General features: G+C 62.3%; 21 protein-coding genes. 12 read left to right on the plus strand and 9 right to left on the minus strand.

Annotated elements, in window-relative coordinates:
- Nucleotides 1-197: 197 nt before the first annotated feature.
- The 5 genes from RN346_RS13175 to msrQ all read left to right on the plus strand — a co-directional run bounded on the left by RN346_RS13175 (nucleotide 198) and on the right by msrQ (nucleotide 5,217).
- On the plus strand, nucleotides 198-440 hold the full coding sequence (locus tag RN346_RS13175) for a DUF1656 domain-containing protein (protein WP_263586376.1): 243 nt from the start codon (nucleotides 198-200) through the stop codon (nucleotides 438-440).
- Entirely contained in the window at nucleotides 440-1,306 is an 867-nt protein-coding gene (locus RN346_RS13180) for an HlyD family secretion protein (protein ID WP_263586375.1), read from the plus strand. Before RN346_RS13175 ends, RN346_RS13180 begins: the two co-directional genes overlap by 1 nt.
- Before the next feature lie 4 nt (nucleotides 1,307-1,310).
- A complete protein-coding gene (locus tag RN346_RS13185) occupies nucleotides 1,311-3,377 on the plus strand; it encodes an FUSC family protein (protein ID WP_311961372.1) in 2,067 nt (688 codons plus the stop codon).
- Nucleotides 3,378-3,549: 172 nt separating this feature from the next.
- Entirely contained in the window at nucleotides 3,550-4,566 is a 1,017-nt protein-coding gene (gene msrP / locus RN346_RS13190; RefSeq protein ID WP_263586373.1) for a protein-methionine-sulfoxide reductase catalytic subunit MsrP, read from the plus strand.
- Between the two features lie 27 nt (nucleotides 4,567-4,593).
- The gene (gene msrQ / locus RN346_RS13195; RefSeq protein ID WP_311961373.1) at nucleotides 4,594-5,217 is read left to right on the plus strand and encodes a protein-methionine-sulfoxide reductase heme-binding subunit MsrQ; all 624 of its coding nucleotides are present in this window, start codon (nucleotides 4,594-4,596) and stop codon (nucleotides 5,215-5,217) included.
- A gap of 38 nt (nucleotides 5,218-5,255) precedes the next feature.
- Here msrQ and RN346_RS13200 read toward each other — a convergent pair whose 3' ends face one another.
- The 4 genes from RN346_RS13200 to RN346_RS13215 all read right to left on the minus strand — a co-directional run bounded on the left by RN346_RS13200 (nucleotide 5,256) and on the right by RN346_RS13215 (nucleotide 10,263).
- Entirely contained in the window at nucleotides 5,256-6,911 is a 1,656-nt protein-coding gene (locus RN346_RS13200) for an FMN-binding glutamate synthase family protein (protein WP_263586371.1), read from the minus strand.
- Between the two features lie 195 nt (nucleotides 6,912-7,106).
- Nucleotides 7,107-7,850, minus strand: coding sequence for an ion transporter (locus RN346_RS13205; RefSeq protein WP_311961374.1), 744 nt, complete (start codon nucleotides 7,848-7,850; stop codon nucleotides 7,107-7,109).
- Between the two features lie 130 nt (nucleotides 7,851-7,980).
- A complete protein-coding gene (glpK, locus tag RN346_RS13210) occupies nucleotides 7,981-9,486 on the minus strand; it encodes a glycerol kinase GlpK (protein ID WP_311961375.1) in 1,506 nt (501 codons plus the stop codon).
- A 54-nt stretch (nucleotides 9,487-9,540) separates the two neighbouring features.
- Nucleotides 9,541-10,263: an MIP/aquaporin family protein gene (locus tag RN346_RS13215; RefSeq protein WP_311961376.1), complete on the minus strand. Its 723-nt coding sequence runs from the start codon at nucleotides 10,261-10,263 to the stop codon at nucleotides 9,541-9,543.
- Nucleotides 10,264-10,735: 472 nt separating this feature from the next.
- Here RN346_RS13215 and RN346_RS13220 point away from each other — a divergent pair, with 472 nt between their 5' ends.
- Nucleotides 10,736-11,167, plus strand: coding sequence for a DUF2231 domain-containing protein (locus tag RN346_RS13220; RefSeq protein ID WP_263586367.1), 432 nt, complete (start codon nucleotides 10,736-10,738; stop codon nucleotides 11,165-11,167).
- Nucleotides 11,164-12,609 (plus strand): sorbosone dehydrogenase family protein, encoded by a 1,446-nt coding sequence (locus tag RN346_RS13225; protein WP_311961377.1) that lies wholly within the window; start codon nucleotides 11,164-11,166, stop codon nucleotides 12,607-12,609. Before RN346_RS13220 ends, RN346_RS13225 begins: the two co-directional genes overlap by 4 nt.
- 159 nt (nucleotides 12,610-12,768) lie before the next feature.
- Here RN346_RS13225 and RN346_RS13230 read toward each other — a convergent pair whose 3' ends face one another.
- From RN346_RS13230 to RN346_RS13245, 4 genes are all read right to left on the minus strand, one after another.
- Complete coding sequence (locus tag RN346_RS13230; RefSeq protein ID WP_311961378.1) at nucleotides 12,769-13,956, minus strand: mandelate racemase/muconate lactonizing enzyme family protein; 1,188 nt, start codon at nucleotides 13,954-13,956, stop codon at nucleotides 12,769-12,771.
- A 15-nt stretch (nucleotides 13,957-13,971) separates the two neighbouring features.
- Nucleotides 13,972-15,243, minus strand: a complete 1,272-nt coding sequence (locus RN346_RS13235; protein WP_263586364.1) for a TRAP transporter large permease — start codon at nucleotides 15,241-15,243, stop codon at nucleotides 13,972-13,974.
- A complete protein-coding gene (locus RN346_RS13240; protein ID WP_311958506.1) occupies nucleotides 15,240-15,671 on the minus strand; it encodes a TRAP transporter small permease in 432 nt (143 codons plus the stop codon). Before RN346_RS13240 ends, RN346_RS13235 begins: the two co-directional genes overlap by 4 nt.
- A 191-nt stretch (nucleotides 15,672-15,862) precedes the next feature.
- Complete coding sequence (locus RN346_RS13245; RefSeq protein WP_311958507.1) at nucleotides 15,863-16,828, minus strand: sialic acid TRAP transporter substrate-binding protein SiaP; 966 nt, start codon at nucleotides 16,826-16,828, stop codon at nucleotides 15,863-15,865.
- 146 nt (nucleotides 16,829-16,974) lie between these two features.
- On the opposite strand from RN346_RS13245, the gene RN346_RS13250 reads away from it, so the two are divergent.
- Both RN346_RS13250 and RN346_RS13255 read left to right on the plus strand, forming a co-directional pair.
- Complete coding sequence (locus RN346_RS13250) at nucleotides 16,975-17,661, plus strand: FCD domain-containing protein (RefSeq protein ID WP_311958508.1); 687 nt, start codon at nucleotides 16,975-16,977, stop codon at nucleotides 17,659-17,661.
- 131 nt (nucleotides 17,662-17,792) lie between these two features.
- Nucleotides 17,793-18,320, plus strand: a complete 528-nt coding sequence (locus tag RN346_RS13255) for a hypothetical protein (RefSeq protein WP_311958509.1) — start codon at nucleotides 17,793-17,795, stop codon at nucleotides 18,318-18,320.
- A gap of 13 nt (nucleotides 18,321-18,333) precedes the next feature.
- Here the strand turns inward: RN346_RS13255 and RN346_RS13260 are convergent, their stop codons facing one another.
- Complete coding sequence (locus RN346_RS13260) at nucleotides 18,334-19,377, minus strand: SO_0444 family Cu/Zn efflux transporter (RefSeq protein ID WP_311961379.1); 1,044 nt, start codon at nucleotides 19,375-19,377, stop codon at nucleotides 18,334-18,336.
- Nucleotides 19,378-19,448: 71 nt separating this feature from the next.
- Between RN346_RS13260 and RN346_RS13265 the strand changes: the two genes are divergently transcribed.
- The 3 genes from RN346_RS13265 to RN346_RS13275 all read left to right on the plus strand — a co-directional run bounded on the left by RN346_RS13265 (nucleotide 19,449) and on the right by RN346_RS13275 (nucleotide 23,247).
- A complete protein-coding gene (locus RN346_RS13265) occupies nucleotides 19,449-19,850 on the plus strand; it encodes a helix-turn-helix domain-containing protein (protein ID WP_263586358.1) in 402 nt (133 codons plus the stop codon).
- 135 nt (nucleotides 19,851-19,985) lie between these two features.
- Entirely contained in the window at nucleotides 19,986-22,130 is a 2,145-nt protein-coding gene (gene fhuE, locus RN346_RS13270) for a ferric-rhodotorulic acid/ferric-coprogen receptor FhuE (protein ID WP_311961380.1), read from the plus strand.
- Nucleotides 22,131-22,194: 64 nt separating this feature from the next.
- On the plus strand, nucleotides 22,195-23,247 hold the full coding sequence (locus RN346_RS13275) for an iron-siderophore ABC transporter substrate-binding protein (protein ID WP_311961381.1): 1,053 nt from the start codon (nucleotides 22,195-22,197) through the stop codon (nucleotides 23,245-23,247).

The raw sequence follows: 23,247 nt of genomic DNA on the forward strand, positions 1-23,247 counted from the left end.
GGCGAAAGCAGGACAACTAACGGCGGCGCTTGCTACAGTCACGACCGGTCGTACCGGCCTCGTATCGACCAGGGCCCGGTCGCAAGGGCGCAAAGCTTAACGCAACGGCGTCCAATTGGCGCGACAACATGAGTTAACCGCTACACTAAATCGTTCCAACTGCCATACCTCGCCAAGGGCGTGCGTCTGGTGTGACGATGATCGTTACCACTAAGGACATCATGGGTCTTCAAGAGATCACACTCGGCGGGATTTATATTAGCCCACTGCTCGTTTATGCGCTGGCCGGGTTTATCCTGACGTTGCTCATACGCACGCTGTTACACGTCGTGCTGTCATCGAAAGCGCTCTGGTTCGAGGCCTGGTTCGATGTCTCGCTGTTCGTCATTCTCACGGCGCTGATCGCCTTCGTTTTCACCGTTTTGCCAGGGACCTATTGATGCGCTCCTCGCTTCGCATACTGCTTACGCTGATCATGGTGGCGCTGGCCATTGCCGCCGGCACCTGGCTTTGGCGCTACTACCTCTATACGCCCTGGACGCGCGATGGCCGGGTACACGCCGACGTCATCACCATCGCCCCGGACGTCTCCGGCTGGGTCCGCACGCTGAGCGTGGGCGATACCGACTACGTCGACCAGGGCGACGCGCTTTTTCAGATCGACCAGGCGCGCTATCAGGCCGCCCTCGACCAGGCCCAGGCCGAGGTCAACCACCGCCAGGCCACGCTCGATCTTAACCGGGCCGAGGCGAGCCGGCGCAACCGGCTGGGCAACAGCCGTGCGATCAGCGAAGAGAACCAGCAGATCGCCCAGATCAACGCCCAGGTGGCCGCCGCGGACCTGGAGCAGGCCCAGGCGTCGCTCGAGGCCGCCAGACTCGATCTTGAGCGCGCCAGCGTCACCGCGCCGGCGAGCGGCCACGTGCTCAACGTACAGTTCAGTGAAGGCAACTACGTCAGCCGCGGCACGCCGGTCATGGCGCTGATTCGCGAAGAATCCTACTACGTGGTGGGCTACTTCGAGGAGACGAAAATGGCCTCGATCCGCGTCGGCGACCCCGCCGACGTCACGCTGATGCAGGGCAATACGCGGCTCAACGGGCGCGTGGCGGGCATCGGGCGCGGCATCGCCGACGCCAATACCACGCTCAACGCACAGCTTCTTCCTCAGGTGACGCCCACCTTCAACTGGGTGCGCCTGGCCCAGCGCATTCCGGTGCGCATCGTGCTCGACGAGGTGCCAGCCGATACGCTATTGAGCGTGGGCATGACCGCCACAGTGCGTATTCACCCGGACGACGCGTAGCCCCATGTCGCCGCTCGTCAAAACCTACCTGATGCCCGAACCGGCGGCGGTGAAGTTCGCCATCAAAACCACGCTGGCAATGATGCTGGCGCTTTACGTCGCCTTCGCCTTCGATCTCGAGCGCCCCTATTGGGCGCTGATTTCCGCCGCCTTTCTTCAAGTACGGCCGATGAGCGGGATGGTGATCGAGAAAGGCATCTGCCAGCTCGGCGGCACCTTCATCGGCGCCGTGGCCGGTATCGTGATCATGGCGCTGTTCGCCCAGGCCCGGGTACCGGCGATAATAACGCTGACGCTCTGGATCGTGCTGTGTACCTACGTAGGCTCGCTTTGGCGCAACAACTACACCTACGGCTGCCTGATGGCGGCGGTGACCGCGATGCTGATCGTGGTGATCGCCGGCGGCAGCACCCCGGCCGGCATTTTCGACGTGGCGGTGGCGCGAATGACCGAGCTGGGTCTCGGCGCGATTTGTGCCACCCTCGTAAGCTCGCTGCTGTGGCCCTCGAGGGTGGGCCAACATCTCGCCGACCAGGCCGATACGGTCATCAATCGCGCCTTTTATCACGCCGCACTGCGCCTTGAAACGAGCGACGATCGGGACGAGCTGCTCAGGGCGCTGCGCGAAAGCCTCGGCGCGCTGACCCAGCTCGAAACCGACAGCCAGGCCGCCCGTTTCGAAGGCCCGGAAGGCCCCGGGCGCATTCGCGCCTCCCACGTGCTCACCCGCCGCACGCTGCGCTTTTTGGCGAGCCTTCACGCGCTGGACCAGCTGTTGTCCGATCATACCGAGCGGCTGGACCCTCAAAGCGTGGCCATCGCCCGCGAGCTTGCCCAAGGCTTCACCGACGCCGAGCACGTGCAGGGCGTGGCCGGCGCGCGGCGCTATCTGCAGGCGCTGCGCGGCCAGGTACACGAAAGCGATGACCCCACACTTGCGCCGCTGGACCGGCGCCTGCGGCTGGGACTACGCGAAGTGCTGGGCCACGCGATGATCATGCTCGACGCCCGCGAGGCCATCGCCTCCCCCGGCACTTACACGCTCAAGGCCGGGCCGCTGGCCTGGCACCGCGACCGGCTAGCAGCGTTGATCAACGGGCTGCGCTCGGGGCTGGTATTCGCCGGGCTTGCGACGTTCTGGATCGTAACGGCTTGGAATAGCGCCATGGTGGCCATGATGCTCGGCACGCTGTTCTCGGCGTTTTTCGCCAGCCGCGATAACCCGGTGGCCGTCACTCTGATGTTCTACAAGGGGATGCTCGCCGCCATTCCCAGCGCGTTCCTGTTCGGTCACGTGCTGCTGGCCCAGGTGCATGATTTTCCGTTGATGGCCGTGGTATTCGGCACGCCGCTGTTTTTAGGGCTTCTGGGCGCGGCCAACCCGGCCACCATGGGGTACTGCCTGGCGTTCACCATCTTCAACATTCTGCTCACCATGCCGGGCAACGACATGGACTTCTCGTTTGACAGCTTCGCCAACCGCGCGGTGGCGGCGATCATTGGCCTGACCACGGTAGTCACCGCGTTTCGCCTGCTGCCGGGGCTCGGCACACGCCTTCGAAGGCGGCGTTTGATTCGCGCAATCTCCCGGGATATCCACGGCCTGCGCCGGCGCTCGATCACCCAGGGCGAAACCCGCTTCAGCGGCCATATGGCGGACCGCCTTTTGCAGCTCGCCCAGCACGACGACGTGCTGCCCCAGGAGCAGCGCCACCTCTTCGCGCTGGGGCTGACCGGGCTCGATGTCGGCACGGCCATTTTGCGCCTTCGCCACCGCTTCGACAGCGCCGATCATCCGGCCATCCAGAGTGCCCACCAGGCGCTGCTCAAGGCCCTGGCCCTGGGCTTCGAGCAAAGCGCCCGGGGCCACAGGTTCGAAGGCCTCGAGGCAGCGGGCGAGGATCTGAAGGCCGCTTTGCAAACGCACACCGACGATAGCCCGGCGCGGCTGGCGCTATTGACCGGGCTCATCGAGCGGCTGTCGCTTTCGCTCGACCGCCTGGCCGATACCATGGCGGCCCCGGCGGATCGTGCAAGCGACGCCCCGACCGACGCTAAAAACCCGGCATGAGCGTGGCAACGTTGAGACGTTCAGCGAACTTTTAGCCGCCCTGCTCATCCAAGTGAGCGGCCAAAAGGGTTGGACGAAGCGGCCTTTAGCATATAAACCGAGTAGAGCATAAAAACCGAATAGAACGCGCCCGCCGGCACTTCGCCTCGAGGCCTGCGTCAGGGAGACCACCATGCTGATCAAAATCGCCAAACCCGGTGACCTGCACGAATCCGATGTGACCCCCGAATCCGTTTACCTGAGCCGGCGGCGCTTTCTGGGCGGCGTGGCGGGTATCGGCGCGGGCCTTGCGCTTTCCGGGCGCGTCAAGGCGAGCGAGGCGTACACCGACGTGCCGAGCGGTGACGCGCCGGCCTGGCTCAGCGAGAAGATCGATCAGACCCAGTGGCGCGCCGTGACACCGGCGGACCCCGACAAGGACGCGCTGGCGCCTTTCGAAGACGCCAGCGGCTACAACAACTTCTATGAGTTCGGCACCGGCAAGAGCGACCCGTCCAAACGCGCGGGGAGCCTTTCAACCGAGCCCTGGAGCGTGGTGGTCGATGGCGAGGTCAACAACGGCGGACGCTTCACGCTCGAGGACTTCGCAAGCCCTTCACAGTTCGAGGAGCGCATCTACCGGCTTCGCTGCGTCGAGGCGTGGTCGATGGTCATTCCCTGGCTCGGTATACCGCTGGCTGACGTTATCCGCCGCGCCGACCCGACCAGCAAGGCCAAATACGTGCGCTTCGAGACCCTGGTCGACCCGGAGCAGATGCCCGGACAGCGTTCGTCGTTTGCGCTGATCGACTGGCCTTACGTTGAGGGGCTTCGCCTGGACGAGGCGATGCATCCGCTGACGATTCTGGCACTCGGCATGTACGGGCGCGAACTGCCCAATCAAAACGGCGCGCCGCTGCGCCTGGTGGTGCCCTGGAAGTATGGCTTCAAGAGCATCAAGTCGATCGTTCGCATCTCGCTGGTCGAGGAGCAGCCGGTCAACTCCTGGCAGTTGTTGGCCCCCAACGAGTACGGCTTCTACGCCAACGTGAACCCGAACGTGGATCACCCGCGCTGGAGCCAGGCGAGCGAGCGCCGGCTACCCAACAGCCTGTTCAGCCCCAACAACATCGACACGCGCATGTTCAACGGCTACGAAGACGAGGTCGCCGAGCTCTACGCCGGCATGGACCTAAGCGTCAACTATTAACTTCACAGGCGACCCGGGCAGGTAAGCATGGCAAAGCAGCAAGCCAAATGGCGGCTTTGGCGGGGGGCGGTCTTTCTGGCTGCCCTCGCCCCGCTGATTTACTGGGGGTTTCAGGTCTATCAGAACGCCGCCGGCCCGGAGCCGGGGCGCTATCTGCTGTTGAACATCGGCATTGGGGGGCTCTGGCTGATGCTGCTGACCCTGTCACTGACGCCGCTTTCAAAGCTCACCCGCTGGAAGGGCTTTGCGCTGATTCGCCGACAGCTGGGGCTCTGGACACTGGCCTACGCCACGCTGCACCTTTGCTGCTACGCGCTGTTCATCCTCGGGCTCAACTGGGCGCTGCTGGGCGCCGAAATCGTCAAACGCCCCTATATCATCGTCGGTATGCTGGCACTCATCGGCCTGACAGCGCTGGGAGCCACCTCCAACCGCGCCGCCATGCGTAAACTCGGCAAGCGCTGGAAATCGCTTCACCAGCTCGCCTACCCGATTCTGGCGCTGATTCTTCTGCACTTTTTCTGGGTGGTGCGGGCGGATATGGGCGAGTGGGCAATTTACGCCGCGATTGGCGCTCTGCTGCTCGCCTTGCGACTGCCCCCCATCGCGCGAACGCTACCCCGGTTTCGCCAGCGGTTGGCGGTGAAGTAGCGTCTTTTAAAACCACTCACTCGCCGAACCATCGGCGTTCACTCCAGGTGAATCGCGGGCGGGCGCTCGCTCACGTTGGGTGGTATGAACGAGTCGGAGCGCGCGCTCTCCCAGTACTTCTTGAACACCGTGTGCTCGCACGTCGACTCGAGCAGCTCATTGGGTTTCAAGAACGTGAACAGTTGATCGTAAGACTGAATCTCGTTGTCCGACACTCGGCGGATGATGTGATGCGGCCCAAGCTCACCTGGATGGTGAAGCCCCGCGGCGCCCAGCATTTCCGCCAGCGCTTTTAGCGTGTTCTGGTGAAAGTTGTAGACCCGCTCGGTCTTGTCGGCGACATCCAGGTGGCGGCTGCGTCGAGGGTCCTGGGTCGCCACGCCACTGGGGCACTTGTCCGAGTGGCAGTTGAGCGCCTGAATACAGCCTAATGAAAACATGAACCCGCGCGCCGAGTTGCACCAGTCGGCGCCGAGCGCCAGGGTACGGGCGATGTTGAAGCCGGACATCACCTTGCCCGCCGCCCCGACACGAATCTCGTCGCGAAGCCCCGCCCCCACCAGGCTGTTGTGTACCAGCATCAGCGCTTCGGTCAGCGGCACGCCCATGTGGTTGATCAGCTCCAGCGGTGCCGCTCCCGTGCCGCCTTCACCGCCGTCGACGACGATAAAGTCCGGGCGCTCGCCGGATTCGAGCATCGCCTTGACGATCGCGAACCACTCCCAGGGGTGGCCAATCGCCAGCTTGAAACCAACCGGCTTGCCGCCGGAGAGCGCTCGCAATCGCCCGATGAACTCCATCAGCTCCATGGGCGTCGAAAACGCGGAGTGGGCGGCGGGCGAGACCACGTCCTGGCCCATCGGCACTTCGCGCGCCTCGGCGATCTCTTTGGTCACCTTGGCCGCCGGCAGAATACCGCCGTGGCCGGGCTTCGCGCCCTGGGAGAGTTTGATCTCGATCATCTTGACCTGATCGATACTGGCGTTTTCGGCAAAGCGCTCTTCGTTGAACGTGCCGTCGTCATGGCGACAGCCGAAGTAGCCCGAGGCGATCTCCCACACCAGGTCGCCGCCGTGGATGCGGTGATAGCGGGAAATCGAGCCCTCGCCGGTATCGTGATAGAAACCGCCCTTGGCAGCACCCGCGTTCAGCGCCTCGATGGCGTGGCCGGAAAGCGAGCCAAAGCTCATGGCGGAGATGTTCAGCACGCTGGCGTGATAGGGCTGGGTACACCGCTTGCCGCCGACCCGAACGCGGAAATCGCGCTCTTCGACCTTGCTCGGCAACACCGAGTGATTGATCCACTCGTGCCCGGAGTGATACATCTGCAGCAAAGAGCCAAAGGGCTTTTTATCGCCTTCGTTTTTGGAGCGCTGGTACACCATTGCCCGCTGCTCGCGGGAGAACGGACGCTCGTCCAGATCCGACTGGATGAAATACTGGCGGATCTCCGGGCCGATGGACTCCAGGAAATAGCGAAAGTGGGCAAGAATGGGGTAGTTGCGGCTCACCGTGCGCCGCTTTTGCACCCGGTCATGAAGCCCCAGCGCCGTCAGCGCGCCGAACACGACCACCCCGGCGAGCCACGCCAACGAATACCAAACGCCCACCAGCGAGACCACCAGTAGCGCAAGGCACACGACCAGGGCGATATTACGCGGCGCAATGCGCGTCAATCCGCGAGCTTTGAACATGACAACGTGATCCTTGTAAATACGACCCCTGACCGGGGCGGCCCTACCGGCCGGATTGAAATGGCGAACACAGATAAGTGTTAGCTAATTATGGCGATCCATCAAATGGGAGGGGCGAACCGGCCGTTTCTGATATCGCGCACCGCGGGCGAAAGGCGATCACGACAACCGTTTCAAAGCGCGGCGAGACGCGGGCTACTTTTTCCTGAACGCTTCGCTGAAGGCTGCGGCCAGAATGCCCGTGGGCATGGCGATGAGGCCGATACCCGACACGGCGGTCAACCCGGCAAAGATCTTGCCAAGCGGCGTGATCGGGGTCACGTCGCCGTAGCCGACCGTGGTCAGCGTGGCGATGCTCCACCAGAGCGCCCGGGGCACACTGCCAAAGGCTTCCGGCTGAGCATCGGCTTCCACTACGTAAAGACAGGCCGACGAGAACAAAAGCAGCAGCCCCGCCACACCAGCACTTAGCCAGAGCTCGTAGGTGCGGGTTTTCAGCGCGCAGGCAAGCGACGACCAGGCCTGGCTAAAGCGCCCCAATCGCGCCAGCCGAAGAATGCGCGCCAGGCGCAAAAGGCGCAGGAGAAAGGCGTTGTCCTGATGAAAAAAGCCGATGAAAAACGGCAAAATCGCGACCAGATCCAGCAGCGCCCAGAACGACACCATGTAGCGAAGCCGCCCCAGCACGCCGCGATAGCGCACATCCTCTCCCACCGCGTACAGGCGAATCAGATATTCGATGGAGAAAAGCGCGACGAACAGCGTTTCAAGCGTCGCGAAAAGCGCCGCCGCCGGCTCACGAAGCGTCGGCTCGGTTTCGAGAATGGCGGTCAATGACGCGAGAAGGATCAGCCCGCAGATCACCCAATTGACGCCGGAAAGCCCTCGCTGTCTGCGGGTTTCCGGCGCCAACTGGCGGTAAAGCTCGGCTCTCGTCATGGGCTTTCTCGTCAAGGCGTCAAACGCTTTTCAGGATACTACGCCAAAGGCGCGCTGACACCGGCCCGCCCGCGCCCTCCCCTCACAAAAAAGCCTCTGGACGAACCAGAGGCTTTACGCTCGCGGCCGATCAGGAGTCGACGTGAAACGCCATGGTGGCGTTGACCGCCTTTTTCCAGCCGCCGTAGAGTTCGTCGCGCTTTTGCGCTTTCATTTCCGGCGTGAAGCGGCGCTCAAGCGCCCACTGCTCGGTGATCTCCTCACGGGACTTCCAGAAGCCCACCGCCAGCCCCGCCAAATACGCCGCGCCCAGCGCGGTGGTTTCGTTGACCTCGCAGCGCAGCACGTCGACGCCGAGAATATCGGCCTGAAACTGGCCCAGAAAGTCGTTGGCAATCGCCCCGCCATCGGCGCGAAGCTCGGTCAGCGCGATATCGGCATCGGCCTGCATGGCGGTCAGCACGTCGGCGCTCTGGTAGGCCAGCGACTCCACCGCCGCGCGGATGAAGTGCTCCTTTTGCGTACCGCGAGAGAGCCCGAACATCGCGCCGCGCACGTTGGAGTTCCAGTACGGCGCGCCCAGGCCGGTAAAGGCCGGCACCATGTAGACGCCATCGTTATCCTTGGCACGCACGGCGTAGGCTTCGGAGTCCGAGGCCTTGCCCAGCATGCGCAGGCCGTCGCGCAGCCACTGAATGACCGAGCCGGCCACGAACACGCTGCCTTCCAGGGCGTACTCGAGGGTGCCGTCCACTTCCCAAGCGACGGTGGTGAGCAGGCCGTTTTTCGACGGCGTGGCGCTGGTGCCGGTATTCATCAGCGTGAAGCAGCCGGTACCGTAGGTGTTCTTGGCCATGCCCGGCGTGAAGCAGGCCTGGCCGAACAGCGCGGCGTTCTGGTCGCCGGCGATCCCGGCGATCGGGATTTCCTGGCCCATCAGGTATTTCGGCAGAATCTGGCCGACCACTTCGCTCGAGGATTTGACCTCGGGTAGCATCGATTCGGGCACGCCGAAAAGCTCAAGAAGCTCCGGGTCCCATTTTCGCTCGCGGATGTTGAACAACATCGTGCGCGAGGCGTTGCTGACGTCGGTGGCATGCACCTTGCCGCCGGTCAGATTCCACACGAGCCACGAATCGATGGTGCCGAACAAGAGCTCGCCCTTCTCGGCTTTCTCCTTGACGCCGGTGACGTTATCGAAGATCCACTTGAGCTTGGTCGCCGAGAAATAGGCGTCGATGACCAGCCCGGTCTTGTCACGAATCATCTCGGCGTGGCCGGCTTCACGCAGCGCGTCGCAGATCTCGGCGGAGTGGCGCGACTGCCAGACGATGGCGTTGTGCACGGGCTGGCCGGTGTTCTTGTCCCACACCACGGTAGTTTCACGCTGATTGGTGATACCGATGGAGGCGATCTCGGCGACGTCCACGCCGCTTTGGTTGATGACCTCGGTCAACGTGGTAAGCACGCTGGTCATGATCTCGCGCGGGCAGTGCTCGACCCAGCCTGGCCGTGTAAAGATCTGCTCGAACTCGTGCTGCGCCGTGCTGGCGACCCGGCCTTCATGATCGAATAGCATTGCCCGCGAGCTGGTCGTGCCCTGGTCGATAGCGAGAACGTATTTTTTCTGGCTCATGAACTGTCTCTCAAACGTTGGCGTAAGAAATAGGGTAACGGGCGTCAAGCCGCGCTAGTAGACGTGGGCGGCAAGCCCGGCAAGCGTGCTGCCAATCAAGGGCCCGGCGATGGGCACCCAGGCGTAGGCCCAGTTGCTGCCCTGTTTGTGTTTGATGGGTAATAGCGCGTGGGCGATGCGCGGGCCCAAATCGCGGGCGGGGTTGATCGCGTAGCCGGTGGGCCCACCTAATGAAGCGCCGATCGACACCACCAATAGCGCCACCGCCAGCGGGCCGAGCCCGGAAGGTGTATTGCCGAACATGATGATGACAAAGATCAGCACGAAGGTACCGATAATCTCGGTCACCAGGTTCCACCCGTAGGCGGCGATGGATGGCCCGGTCGAAAACGTGGCGAGAATCGCAGGGGCCTGGTCGGTGGCGTCGTAGTGCTTTTTATAGGCCAGATAGCACACCACGGCGCCGATGAAGGCGCCGATGAATTCGGCGCTAAAGTAGGCAAGCGTAGTGGCTAGCGTAATCGGAATATTCGGTGCGTACTCGCTGGCCGGTCCCACCAAAAGCGCCAGCGTCACCGCCGGGTTGATGTGCGCGCCGGTATCGAAGGCAACGTACACCGCGCAAAATACGGCCAGCCCCCAGCCGAAGAAGATGACGATACCGTCGCTTCCCTTGCCATTGGTGTCGTTTAACAGCACGTTCGCCACTACCCCGCAGCCCAGTAGCGTCAATAGGGCCGTTCCAGCGACTTCGTGAAAAAAGATGGTTCCAAGCATGGCGTTCCAACCGGTACGTGTATCGACTCGCACGTCTGCCTTTCTTCATTACTCCGGCAAGCGCTGCGTGTTCTTTTTCGAAAACGTCGTTTTCATTTTTGGCATCCTATCGGCGCGATAATAAAAAACAATATAAAATTCCGAAAAAACCATAATATCGCCGATAAGATTATGATTTTAGTTAATTTACAGACTACTTAGACATTAGTTGAGCAACCAATTACCGCATATTGATAGTGACTTACGCGAAAGCGAAAAAATTCGACGTGTCAATTAACGAACACTTCGATTCAGGCCGATTGTACGCTCGAGCGCTGCCGAATGAGGACTGGCGCTCAAAAGGAATGTTGTCTGTCCCGGCGTAACGTCTCCTATACTCAAGCACACGGTCATCGACCGGGCACCTGAAAGCTTGCCATGGAGCGAACGTGTCCGGCGCACCGCACCGGGTCATCCATCAAGGAGGAACACCATGCAGACGACTGCACACCCCAGGGCTTATGGCGGCATTCACCCGCTTCATGCCGTTCTGTTGGCGGGCATGCTCCCGCTTTTTCTCGGCGCCGCCCTGTGCGACTACGTCTATTTCACCAGCTATCACATCCAGTGGGGTACGTTCGCTTCCTGGCTGATCGCCGGGGGTCTGGTCTTCAACGGTTTGGCGATTCTTGCCGCGCTAATCGGCGTTTTTCGCGCCGAGCGGCGCAAGGGGCTGTCGCTTGTGTATCTGGCGGTGCTGGTGGTGAGCTGGGTACTCGGCTTCATCAACGCCCTGGTTCACGCTAAAGACGCCTGGGCGATGATGCCCGCAGGCCTCATGCTCTCGATCGTCGTGGTCGTTTTGACCCTGGTCGCTCTTTTTCTCGGATTCACCCGCACGCGCGCTGCCGGAGTCGCCTCATGAATGCCTTTTGCCTCAAGTCTCGCGTCCACTATCTGGCGCCTCTTTCCGCCTTACTGGTGGCCACCAGCGTCAACGCCGCCGATGTCGAGCAGCCCTATGGCCCTAACCCAACGCTGCCGGAGCCCGAGCGCGGCCTGTTACCAAACATGACCGTGCCGGAGCCCGCTGAATGGGGCGATCAACTCCCCACCGTGCCCGAGGGCTATACGATCTCCGCCATTGGCACTGACCTTCTGGTGCCGCGCCAGACCATCGTGCTGCCGGGCGGCGATATTCTGGTGGCCGAAGGCAGCGGCGGCAACGCCCCGCAGCTCAAGCCCAAGGACTTCATCGCCGGGGTGATCAAAAGCAAGGGCAACACCTCGGTCGAAAGCGGCGATCGTCTGACGCTGTTGCGTCCCAACGGCGACGGCACCTATGAGCAGTCCGTCTTCGCCGAGAACCTGAACGCTCCTTACGGCCTGGCGCTGATCGATAACGATCTATTCGTGGCCAATCAGGATGCGCTGGTACGCTTTGACTACGAAGAGGGCCAGCGTGAGGCCAGCGGCGCGCCGGAAGTGATCGCCCAGCTTCCCGCCGAGATCAATCACCACTGGACCAAGGCAATGGTTGCCAGCGCCGACGGCGAGTATCTCTACGTCGGCATCGGCTCGAACAGCAACATCACCGAGCGCGGCATGGACGCCGAGGTGAACCGTGCCGAGGTGTGGGAGATCGATGCCGAGACCGGTGCTCACCGCCCCTACGCCACCGGCCTTCGTAACCCTACCGACTTCGCCATCCAGCCCGGTACCGATCAGCTCTGGGCGGTGGTCAACGAGCGCGACGAGCTGGGCCCGAACCTGGTACCGGACTATCTGACCACGGTACAGGAAGGCGGCTTCTACGGCTGGCCCTACAGCTATTGGGGCCAGAACGTCGACCCACGCGTTCAGCCGCAAAACCAGGAAAAGGTCGATGCCGCGATCGCCCCGGACTACAGCCTGAGTTCCCACGTGGCCCCGCTGGGCGTGGCGTTCTCCATTCCCGAGGTAGGCGATGAGTACGCCGACGGCGTGTTCGTCGGCGAGCACGGCAGCTGGAACCGCGCCGACCCGGTCGGCTACAAGGTGGTGTTCATCCCCTTCGAGAACGATGCGCCCGCCGGTGACCCGATCGATTTCGTCAGCGGCTTTTTGACCGAGGACGGCAACGCTCGCGGCCGCCCGGTCGGCGTCACCGTCGCCCCGGACGGCGCGGTGATCGTCGCTGATGATCTAACCAACGTGGTCTGGCGCATCGCCCCAGACGAGCCGGTCGTGACCGCCGCCAGAAGCGATGCGGAAAACAGCGAGGCCAACGAGACATCCAGCGCGGTCGAGCCGGCCTCGAACGAGGCCGATGATATCGATAGTGAAGAGACCGACACGGACGACGAGGAACCGGAAGCCCAGGAGTAATCGCGTCATCAGGCCGGTCGGTTAAAACGGTCTGTAAAAAAAGAGGGGCGCTGATCAGATGGTCAGCGCCCCTCATTCTTTTCTCTCGGTTCTTTTCTCTCGGTTCTTTCCTGTCTGTTTTTTCCTATCTGTTCTTCCCAATCTGTCTTTACGATTTTTCTACACGTCGAGGGTAAGCGCGGCGAGCCGCTCGCGGTCGATTTCGATGCCGAGCCCCGGCCCTTTCGGCAGCGCCAGTCGGCCATGATCCAAGCATAGCGGTTGGCTCAAAAGCGCCTCGCGCAGCGGGTTGTCGGCGGAGACGTCGAACTCGACCCAGGTCGGGGTGTGATCGCGCGCCGGGTGCGGGTGCGGCGCTAGCGCAGCGGCGTAATGGGCGGCAGCCACGATGCCCACCGCGCTTCCCCACACGTGAGGCGATATCCTTAAGCCGTTCAACTGCGCCATGTCGGCGATACGCAGCGCTTCGACGAAGCCGCCGCACAGATTGAGATCCGGCATCAGCACATCGACCCCGCCGGTCGCCGCCAGCTCGCGAAATTCCACTGCGTTGACCGAGGCCTCCCCCGCCGCGACGCGCCCCGACCGGCGCGAGGCCAGTCGCCGGAACCCGGGCAGGTCCTCCGGCGCGACGGGCTCTTCGATCCAGTAGGGACGAAACGGCGCGAGTGCCTCCATGGCTTCCAGCGCGATGTCCGCGGTGTAGGCGCCGTTGATGTCCGCCATGATCGCCACGTCATCGCCCAGGATACGCCGTGCGCTCGCCATCCGCTCGACGTCGCTCTTGATGCCGCGGCCGATCTTGATCTTGTAGCCCTCGAACTTACCGGCCACGCGCTCGAGCTGTGCCTCGAGCGAAAGCGCGGCTGGCTCATGGAAGTAGCCGCCGGAGGCGTAGACCTGGACCGATGCCTGCTCCTCGCCGCCGAGCAGGCGGTAGATCGGGAGCCCCAGCAGTTGGCCGATCCCGTCGTGCAGCGCGATATCCAGCCCGCTGACCGCGGCGGCGAGCTGGCTTTGAGCGCGCACGTGATAGAGCACGTTGGTCATGCGCCGCCAGATCACCCGATGATCGAAGGCGCTCTGGCCAATGTAGGCCTCGCGCAGAATGTCGAGGTAGCCACGCGTCGTTTTCGGTGGCCCGTAGCACTCGCCGACCCCCACGATGCCCGAGGCCAAGCGCACGAAGATCAGCGTCGCCATACGGGCGTGGCCGATTTCGCGAGCGCTGCCGTAACCGCCATCCGCTGGCAAAAAGCTTCCGATGGGCACCATGTCGATCGACTCGATCCGCGCACCCCGAACGGTGGCGGCGCCATCACGGGCAGTGTCGAGAGGTTGATTCATGCAAAAGGCTCCAAATTAGATGAGGCTGGGCAGCCAGAGCGTCAGCGCCGGAATGAAGGTAATCAGTACCAGCGATACCAAAAGGGCCGCGATGAACGGAAGCGTCGCGCGCACCGCGCGAGGAAAGGAGATATCGGCCACTCGCGCCAGCACGAACAGCACCAGCCCCACCGGCGGTGTCAAAAGCCCGATCATCAGGTTGAGCACCATGATGATGCCGAACTGCACCGGGTCGACGCCGGCCTGCACGGCCAACGGCAGGAGCACCGGCGTCAGGATCGTGATCGCCGCCACGGTTTCCATGAAGCAGCCCACCACCAGCAAGATCAAATTGATCAGAATCAGGATCAAAATCGGGTTGTCGGCCACCGCCATGACGGCGCCGGCAAAGGCCGTCGGTACGCCTTCGCGGGTCAGAATCCAGGCAAAAATGGAAGATGCCGCGACGATCAAGAGCACCACCGAGGTCATTTCGATGGTTTCACGAAACACGGTGATGATCTGGCGCCAGCCGGCGCTGCGGTAAACGAGCGTGGCCAGCACCAGCACGTAGGCCACCGCCGCGATCGCACTTTCAGTGGGTGTGAAGATCCCCAGCACGATGCCGCCCACGATGATCACCGGAATCAGCAGCGATAGCGCCGCGTGCACAAAGGTCGAGGCCAGCCGCGTCAGAGAAAAGCGCGCCCCGACAGGGTAGCCGCGCCGATGCGAGATCACCGCGACCATCAGCATCAAAAGCCCCGCGATCAGAAGCCCCGGCACGATACCGGCAACGAACAGCTGGCCGATCGAGGCGCCGGCCACTACGCCGTACACCACCAGCGGCAGCGACGGCGGGATGATCGGCCCGACCGTCGAGGATGCGCCGGTGATGCCCACGGCGAAATCGACGTCATAGCCCTGTTCGCGCATCGCCTTGATTTCGACCGCGCCAAGCCCGCCGGCATCGGCGATCGCCGCCCCGGACATCCCGGCAAAGATGACCGATGCGCCCACGTTGACATGGCCAAGCCCACCGCGCATCCAACCCACCATGGAATCGGCGAAATTGAAGATACGCTCGGTCACGCCGCACACGTTCATCAGGTTGCCGGCGAGGATGAAAAACGGCACCGCCAGCAACGGGAAGCTGTCCACGCCGCCCACCATGCGCTGAATCAGGACGATATCCGGAATGCGGTCGGCGGCGAGCAGGTAGATCAGCGATGAGCCGGCCAACGCCACCGCTACCGGCGCGCCGATCAACAGCAGTACGCCAAGCGCTGCGAAAAGCAGAATGATCATAGCGACGTTTCTCCTCGCCAGTGGCTGATTCCCTGGCGCGCGAGCCGATACGCCATCATCAAAAGGGCGGCGGCCACGAGCGTGTAGATCCACCCCTTGGAGATCGGCAGCGTGCTCATGCTGGAATTCCAGACCCGCTGGCCCACCTGCCAGGCAAGCCAGGCTACATAGGCGAAAAAGACCGCGCTCAGCAGGTTATTGAAACCCTTCAGCCAGCGCTTGCCGCGCTCGGGCAGCACCAGCTCGAGAATCTCCACGTAGATATGGCCGCGTCTCGAGGCCGCCCCGGCGGCGCCGATGAAGACCAGCAGTACCAGCAGCATACGAGCGCCCTCCTCGGTCCAGCCGATCGAGTGGTTGAACACGTAGCGCGATAGAAACTGCGCAAAGACCACGCCGCCGAGCAGTATCAGTACTCCAAGCGCCACGTGATCCTCGAAAACCCATCGAGGGGCGGGCGCATCAACCTCGGACGTGGCCGGTATAGCGTTAGCAGGCATGGCGCTAGCAGGTATGGCGTTAGACGAGGGCGGTGGCGCAGAGCCGGCCGCATCGTCGCGGCCGGGTGAGACATCCGCCGCCCGAGAGGTCGGGAGGTGTCTGTCCTCTGGAGAGTTCATTACTCGATCGCCTCCAGACGCTCGAGCTGTTCGGCACTCCAGCCCACGTCATCCGCGGTCAGATAAGGGCGCACCAGCGCTGCAAAGGGCTCGCGATCCACTTCGTGAACATTGGTACCGTTCTCCTCGAACCAGGTGACCAGTTCTTGCTCCTGCTGCTGAATATCCGCACTCCCCTTCTCGCCGGCCTCACGGAAGACCTCGCGAAACAGCGTCTGATCCTCTTCGGAAAGCTGCGACCAGGCGTCGCCGCTCATGATGATCGGCTGACTGTCGAAGATATGGCCGGTCAGCGAGATATCCGATTGCACCTCGTTGAACTTCATCGCCTTGATGATCGGCAGCGGGTTTTCCTGGCCGTCGACCACGCCCTGCTGCAGCGCCAAATACACTTCTGAAAACGCGATTGGCGTGGGGTTGGCGCCTACGGCGCGCGGGAACATGAGCAGAAGCGCTGCGTCAGGCACGCGAATCTTCATGCCCTGCATGTCCTCCGGCGTGAGGATGGGCTGGTTGGCGGTGACGTGGCGCTGGCCGAAGTAGATCAGACCCAGCGGCACGTGGCCGGTGGTCTCTTCGTACCCCTGAGCAAGCTCCTGAAACAGGTCGCTACGGGCGTAGGCGAGCCAATGATCGAAATTCCTGAAAACGAAGGGGGCACTGCCCAGGGCAATGGGCGGATAGGCGTTGCCGGCAAAGGCGTTACCCGTGTAGATGATGTCGACGACGCCCAGATCCAGCCCTTCGTTGAGTTCGACCTCATTACCCAGCTGTGAAGAGGGAAAGACTTCAACGGTGTGGCGACCTTCGCTGCGCTTTTCGATCTCCTCGGCAGCCCACTGCGCCCATTGGTGATGGCTATGGCTTGCCTCGTAAATGTGTCCGAAAACGAAGTCATTGGCCTGGGCGGTCGATGCCAAGGAAAGCGCCAAAAACAGCGCGGTAAGCGGATGACGTGCACGCATTGTTATCTCCTTATTAGAATGAAGAACCGACCCATGCAGTACACTTGGAATAGCAAATCAGCGCAATTTGTTTGTTTTAAAACCCATTGAAATGGCCTAAATAACTGTAAAATAAAGGTATTGATATCGACATCGAGTTTCAGGGCATGACAACAAAGACCAAAGTCGAAAAGACCAAAGCCTTATACGACGACATGCATCACTGGATACTACGCGGGCAGTATTTGCGCGGGGCCAAGCTTCCTACCGAAGCCGAGCTTTCACAACGCTATACGCTGAGCCGTAGCGCGGTCAGGGAAGTAACGGCGCGCCTCAAAGCGGAAGGCCTAATCGTCTCACGTCAGGGGGCCGGGCTCTTCGTCGCGACCCGCCCGACCACGGCGCTGGACGCGCCAAGTTTCATCGATAGCCGCCAGGACCTGGATGCGCTTTTCGATTTTCGCTTGTTGATCGAGACCGAGTCGGCAGCGCTGGCCGCACGCCGCCAGACGCCCGGCGATATCGAGCGCATTGAACAAAAGGCGCAGGCGCTTTGCGCGCTATTTCGCAAGGAACAACAGGGCACCCAGGAGGATTTCGACTTTCACCTGCAGATCGCTAAAACGTCCGGTAACAAGTTTTTGCTCAGCTCGCTTCTGGCGCTTCAAACCGGGGTCATTTTTGGCGCCCGGTTCAACCAGCCCAAATCCGAACGCGACCGTCTACTGCATTCACGCCAGGTGGCGCAAGAGCACGCCGCGATTGTGACCGCGCTGCATCATCGCGATGAGGTGAGCGCCCGCGAGGCCATGAAACGTCATATCGAAGCGTCGCGTTTGCGCATCAGGGTGTGAGCCTCGGTGTTATTGGCTACGCTTTCAAGGCCGGGCGTGTATCCACGCGCGCGGACATTCGCTTAAATCGGGTAACGCTGCAGGGAAGGCAGCGATGCGCGACCTCGCAAGCCGACGCAAGGAGAAACGCAATGATCGAAACCGTCGCAGAGCTCGAAAACGCGAAAAAAGCGTGTCAAAAGAAGGTGAACCGCAGCTCGAGCCTTTCCGCCGGCGCCGCCATCATCCCGATTCCGGGCGTGGACATCGGCTCTGACGTGGCGATTCTTCTGCGCTTGATTCCGCAGATAAACGAGCGCTTTGGCCTTACGCCGGAGCAGATCGACGATCTGGATACCCAGTCGAAGGTCATGGTGATGACCGCGATTTCCAACGTGGGCAGCAAGATGGCGGGCAAGTACATCACCCGCAAGCTGATTATCAACCTACTGCAGAAGATGGGTTTCAAGATCGCCGCCAAGGGGACGTCGAAATTCGTGCCGGTCATCGGCAGCGCCGTGGCCGGCACCATCAGCTACACCGCCATGAAGTACATGGGCACCAAGCATATCGAGGAGTGCTATCAGATCGCGCTCGAAACGCTGGAGCAAAAACAGGCGCTGCGCGAGCCTATCGACATCACGCCCGAACCGATCGAGGCGCCAGACGAGCCGCGCTAACGCTTGACGCCTCTCAAAACCCCACTACTCGGCGGCGCAGCGGGCGCAGGGCGAAAAAGCCCAACACCGCCAGCGCCGCCCACTCGATACCCGACGGCAACAGCGCCTGCACCTGCCCTGCCTGGCTGACCGGGTCGATCCCGACGTGCGCCAGCACCGCATCGACCAGCGCGCCCAGTGCCACCGTCACCACGAAAATGCTGCCCATGTAGATCGCCAGCGCCGCGGTGCCGAGCTCGCGGCGAAAGACGGCCAGCGTGGCAAGGCTCGTGATCGGGCCGGCCAGCAAAAACACCAGCGCCATGCCCGGGGTAATACCGGCGAGCAAAAGTCCCGCGGCGATGGGCGTGGCCGCGGCGGCGCACACGTAAAGCGGAATGCCGACGAGGGCCATCAGCGCAAGCGCCAGCGGCCCTCCCGAGAGGCCGGCCAGCGCGTCCGGCGACACCCAAGCCATCAGTACGCCGGCCAGCAGCAACCCGGCAAAGATCCAGACGCTGAAATCGTCCAGCAGCTCGCTGAAGGCGTAGCGAAGCCCGGCCAGCAAGCGACCCAACAGTGTGTCTGGCGCATCATGGGTCGCGCCACTTTGGTGGTCGTGAGTATCGTGTGAGCCACAGCAGCCACCGCATGACGCTTCAGGGGCCGCCACGGCGCGCTCTTTGGTAAAGCTGACCAGAATGCCGGTCACGATCGCGGTCACCAGGGCTCCCAGTACGCGCAACAGGGCCATCAAGGGGCCGAGCAGCGCACTGGTCAAAAAGATGGAGTCCGCCCCGACGCCGGGGGTGCTGATCAAAAACGCCGTGGTCGGGCCGCGCCCGGCCCCGCCCCGATGCAGCGCCATGGCCGTGGGAATGGCGCCGCAGGAGCACAGTGGTAGCGGCATACCGATGATTGAGGCGCGCAAAATGCTGCCCAAACCGGTACCACCCAGCCAGCGTGTGAGCATCTGCTCGGAAAGAAAGGCCTTGATCAGCCCGGCGACGAATAGCCCCAGCAGCAGCCAGGGAGCGGCACTAAGGGCAACGCTCAATAGCGCTTCGATCGTGTTCATGGCGACCTCCTGCTTGTACGTTCAGGGGAGAATGACTAGCCTAGACCCTGTAACCGTTACAGGGTCAAGCCATGAGCAATGTCTATCGCATCGGCGAGGTGGCCCAACGCACGGGCTGCTCACCGGAAAGCATCCGCCATTACGAAAAGCTCGGTTTATTGAAGCCACCCGCTCGCGGCGAGCAGGGCTATCGGTACTACAGCGACGAGGCGCTGTCGCGTATCGGCTTCATTCGCCACGGCCGAGAACTGGGGCTGGATTTGGGCACCATTCAGGAGCTTTTGACACTGTCAGATCAGCCGGAGCACAGCTGCGCCGTCGCCGACGATATCGCCAGCCGCCACTTGACGCATTTGGAAGAGCGTATTCGCGCACTGCAAGCGCTAGCCAATGAGCTGCGCCAGGTGGTCGATCAGTGCCGTGGCGGTACGGCTGCCGAGTGTCGGATCATTCAAACGCTTTACAATCTCTGATCGAAAACTCTACCAATAAAAAATAAAAACAATTCTCATGAAGATTTACACCAGATAACGGTTTTTATATCCTTTGACGTGACTTTCTATATAGCGTCCATTTATAAGGCGCATAACGTACGTTCAAGGGATCCTATGAAAACCGCACCTTTCGCCGCCAATGCGACCGTCACGGTTCTGGCCTCGAGCTGCCTGCTGTGCGCCGGTCAGGCGTTCGCACAAGCTGAAAACGAGTCTCAAACGCTCGAAACCGTGACGGTCACCGCCACCAACCTTTACGACAATGTCGGCTACACGCGGCGCAGCACCACCGCCGGCACGGGGCTTACGCTCACGCAAAGAGAGCTGCCCCAGGCGATCAGTATCGTGACCGAACAGCGCATTCGCGATCAGAACCTGGACTCCATCGAGGACGTGCTGGCCAACACCACCGGCATTTCCACCAACAAGATCGACAGCGAGCGGGTCAGCTTCAATTCACGCGGTTTTCGGATCAACAGCTATCAGTACGACGGCATTCCCACGCTCAACCGCGACGGCCGCTGGTACTTTGGCGAAGGCCGGCTCAACACCGCCATTTACGACCGCGTGGAAGTCATTCGCGGCGCCAACGGCTTGACGACCGGCTCGGGCAACCCCGGCGCCTCGGTCAACTTCGTGCGCAAGCGCGCCGATAGCCGCGAGTTCGAAGGCTCCATTTCCGGGACGCTTGGCAGCTGGGACGAGCGCGGCTCGACGGTGGATCTTTCGACCCCGCTCACCGCCTCCGGCGACGTGCGCGCGCGCTTCATCGGCGGCTATGAAGAAGGCGGCGCGTTTCTTGATCGCGAAGACAAGCGCCGCACCTTCGGCTACGGCGTGATCGACGCGGACGTCACCGACGCAACGACCGTATCACTGGGTTTTGACTACCAGGACAGCCACACCTCCTCGCCCACCTGGGGCGGGCTTCCGCTGTGGTTCGACGACGGGTCGCCGACCGACTACTCGCGCTCGTTCAGCGTCGCCCCCGACTGGTCCTACTACGATTTCGACTCCGAGAAGGTCTTCGCCGAAATTAGCCATCGGTTCGCCAACGGCTGGCAGGCGCGAGTAGTGGGCACCCACGAAGAGACGGACATGGACGGCAAGCTCGCCTACCCCTACGTGGAGGGGACGCTGCCCAGCCGTGCAGACGGCAGCGGCGTGTTCTTCTATACCGGCTGGAACCGTGGCCACCGCGAGGTCGACTCCGTCGATGCCCAGGCAAGCGGCCCCTTTAAGCTATTCGGTCGTGAGCACGAGCTGGTCGTCGGCGGAAGCTACAGCGACCAGACCAACGACTACGAGAACACTTTCATCGACGGCTTCGCGGTTGAAGATTTCAATAACTGGAACGGCACCGCGCCCAATGAAGGCTGGGCACCGTTTGCGCCGTCCGAGGCGTCGAGCACGCGGCAAAAGGCCGTCTACTCGGCGGCACGTTTTTCGCTGGCCGAGCCGCTTTCGCTGATCGCCGGCACGCGCTACACCGAGTGGGAAGGCATGACCCAGTTTCGCGGCCTGGACAGTCAGAGCAAGTACGAAGTCACGCCTTACGGCGGGCTGGTGTTCGATTTCGACGACACCTACTCGGCGTTTGCCAGCTACACCGAAATCTTCGAGCCGCAGAACTATCTCGACATTGGCGGCAGCTACCTCGACCCGGTCGAGGGCAAGAACTATGAAACCGGCCTCAAGGCCGCCTGGTTCGATGGCCTTTTGAACGGCTCCGTTTCCGTATTTCGCATCGAGCAGGACAACGTCGCCGCGGCCTTGCCGGGGCTTCCCGGCCAGACCGAGACGTTTTACGAAGGCGTCGACGGCATTGTCAGCGAAGGCTTCGAGGTAGAACTCAGCGGCGCGGTAACCGAGGATCTGGATTTGACCGCAGGCTACTCGCACTTTACGGCGACCTCCGATGAGGACGACTTCAATCTCAACCAGCCGCGCTCGCTGTTCAAGCTGTTTGCCAGCTACCACGTGCCCGCACTTCGCCAGCTAACGCTGGGCGGCGGCGTCAACTGGCAAAGCAGCCTGAGTGCCAGCAATCTCAGCACGCCGGCGGGCCTGCCTGAGCGCTTCGAACAGGGCAGCTACACGCTGACCAACCTGTTCGGCCGCTATGAATTCACTCCGGCACTCAGCCTGCAGGCCAACGTGGATAACCTGTTCGACGAGAAGTACTACAGCCACGTCAACGGCTACGGTGTCTACGGCGAGCCGCGTAGCCTCTCAACCACGCTGCGCTACGACTTCTAGGCGACTCGCCCCTCTCCGCCGCCCGGGCATGCCCCGGGCGGCGGCTTTGTTAAAGGAACCGTCCATGTACGCCCTCAAACGTCTCAAGGCGCCTGGCTTCAAGCGACTTGGCTTCAAGCGACTTGGCCGCAACAGACTCGGCCTCAAGAGACTTGGCCTGACGGCGCTGGCCGCAGCGGCTCTGCCGCTGTCGCCGGCCAGCGCTACAGACTACCCCTTGAGCATCGACCATGCGCTGGGCACCGCCGTACTCAAACAGGCGCCTGAACGTATCGCCACCGTCGCTTGGGCGAACCACGAGGTGCCGCTGGCGCTGGGCGTGGTACCGGTGGGCTTTGCCGCCGCCAACTTCGGCGACGAAAACGGCAGCGGCCTGCTGCCCTGGGTCGAGGCGCGCCTTCAAGCGCTCGATGCCCCCGCGCCGACGCTTTATGACGAAGGCGACGGCATCGACTTCGAGGCCGTCGCCGCCAGCCGCCCGGACGTGATTCTGGCCGGCTACTCCGGGCTTAGCCAAAGCGACTACGACACGCTCAGCCAGATCGCCCCGGTAGTGGGTTACCGCGAAGGCCCCTGGGCGACGAGCTGGCGCGACATGATTCGCCTGAACAGCGCCGGCATGGGCATGGCAAAAGAAGGCGACGCGCTGATTGCTGAACTCGAGGCGCAGATTCGCGAGACTGCCGCGCGCTATCCGGTGCTCGACGGCAAGACCGCGATGTTCGTCACGCATCTCGACCCCAACCACCTGGGACGGATCGCCTTCTACTCGGATAACGATGCCCGCGTGCAGTTCTTCCACGATCTCGGCCTCGCCTCCCCCCAGGTGGTGCTGGATAACGCCGCCGAAGGTCAGTTTTCCGGCTCCATCAGCGCCGAGCTGATCGACGAACTCAACGACGTGGATATTCTGGTCACCTACGGCGGTGAGTCACTGCTGGATGAGCTCAAGGCCAACCCGCTCACCTCGCGCCTGCCCGCCGTAGCGAACGGCGCGGTGGTGATGCTCGACGACAGCCCCCTGGGCACCGCCGCCAACCCGACGCCGATGTCGATCGCCTGGGTACTGGATGAGTATGCAAGGCTCCTCGCCGACGCCGCGCGCAAGGCCGAGTGA

Origin of the sequence: Halomonas sp. PAMB 3232 (assembly GCF_031954225.1) — a bacterium.
Classification (GTDB): Bacteria; Pseudomonadota; Gammaproteobacteria; order Pseudomonadales; family Halomonadaceae; genus Vreelandella.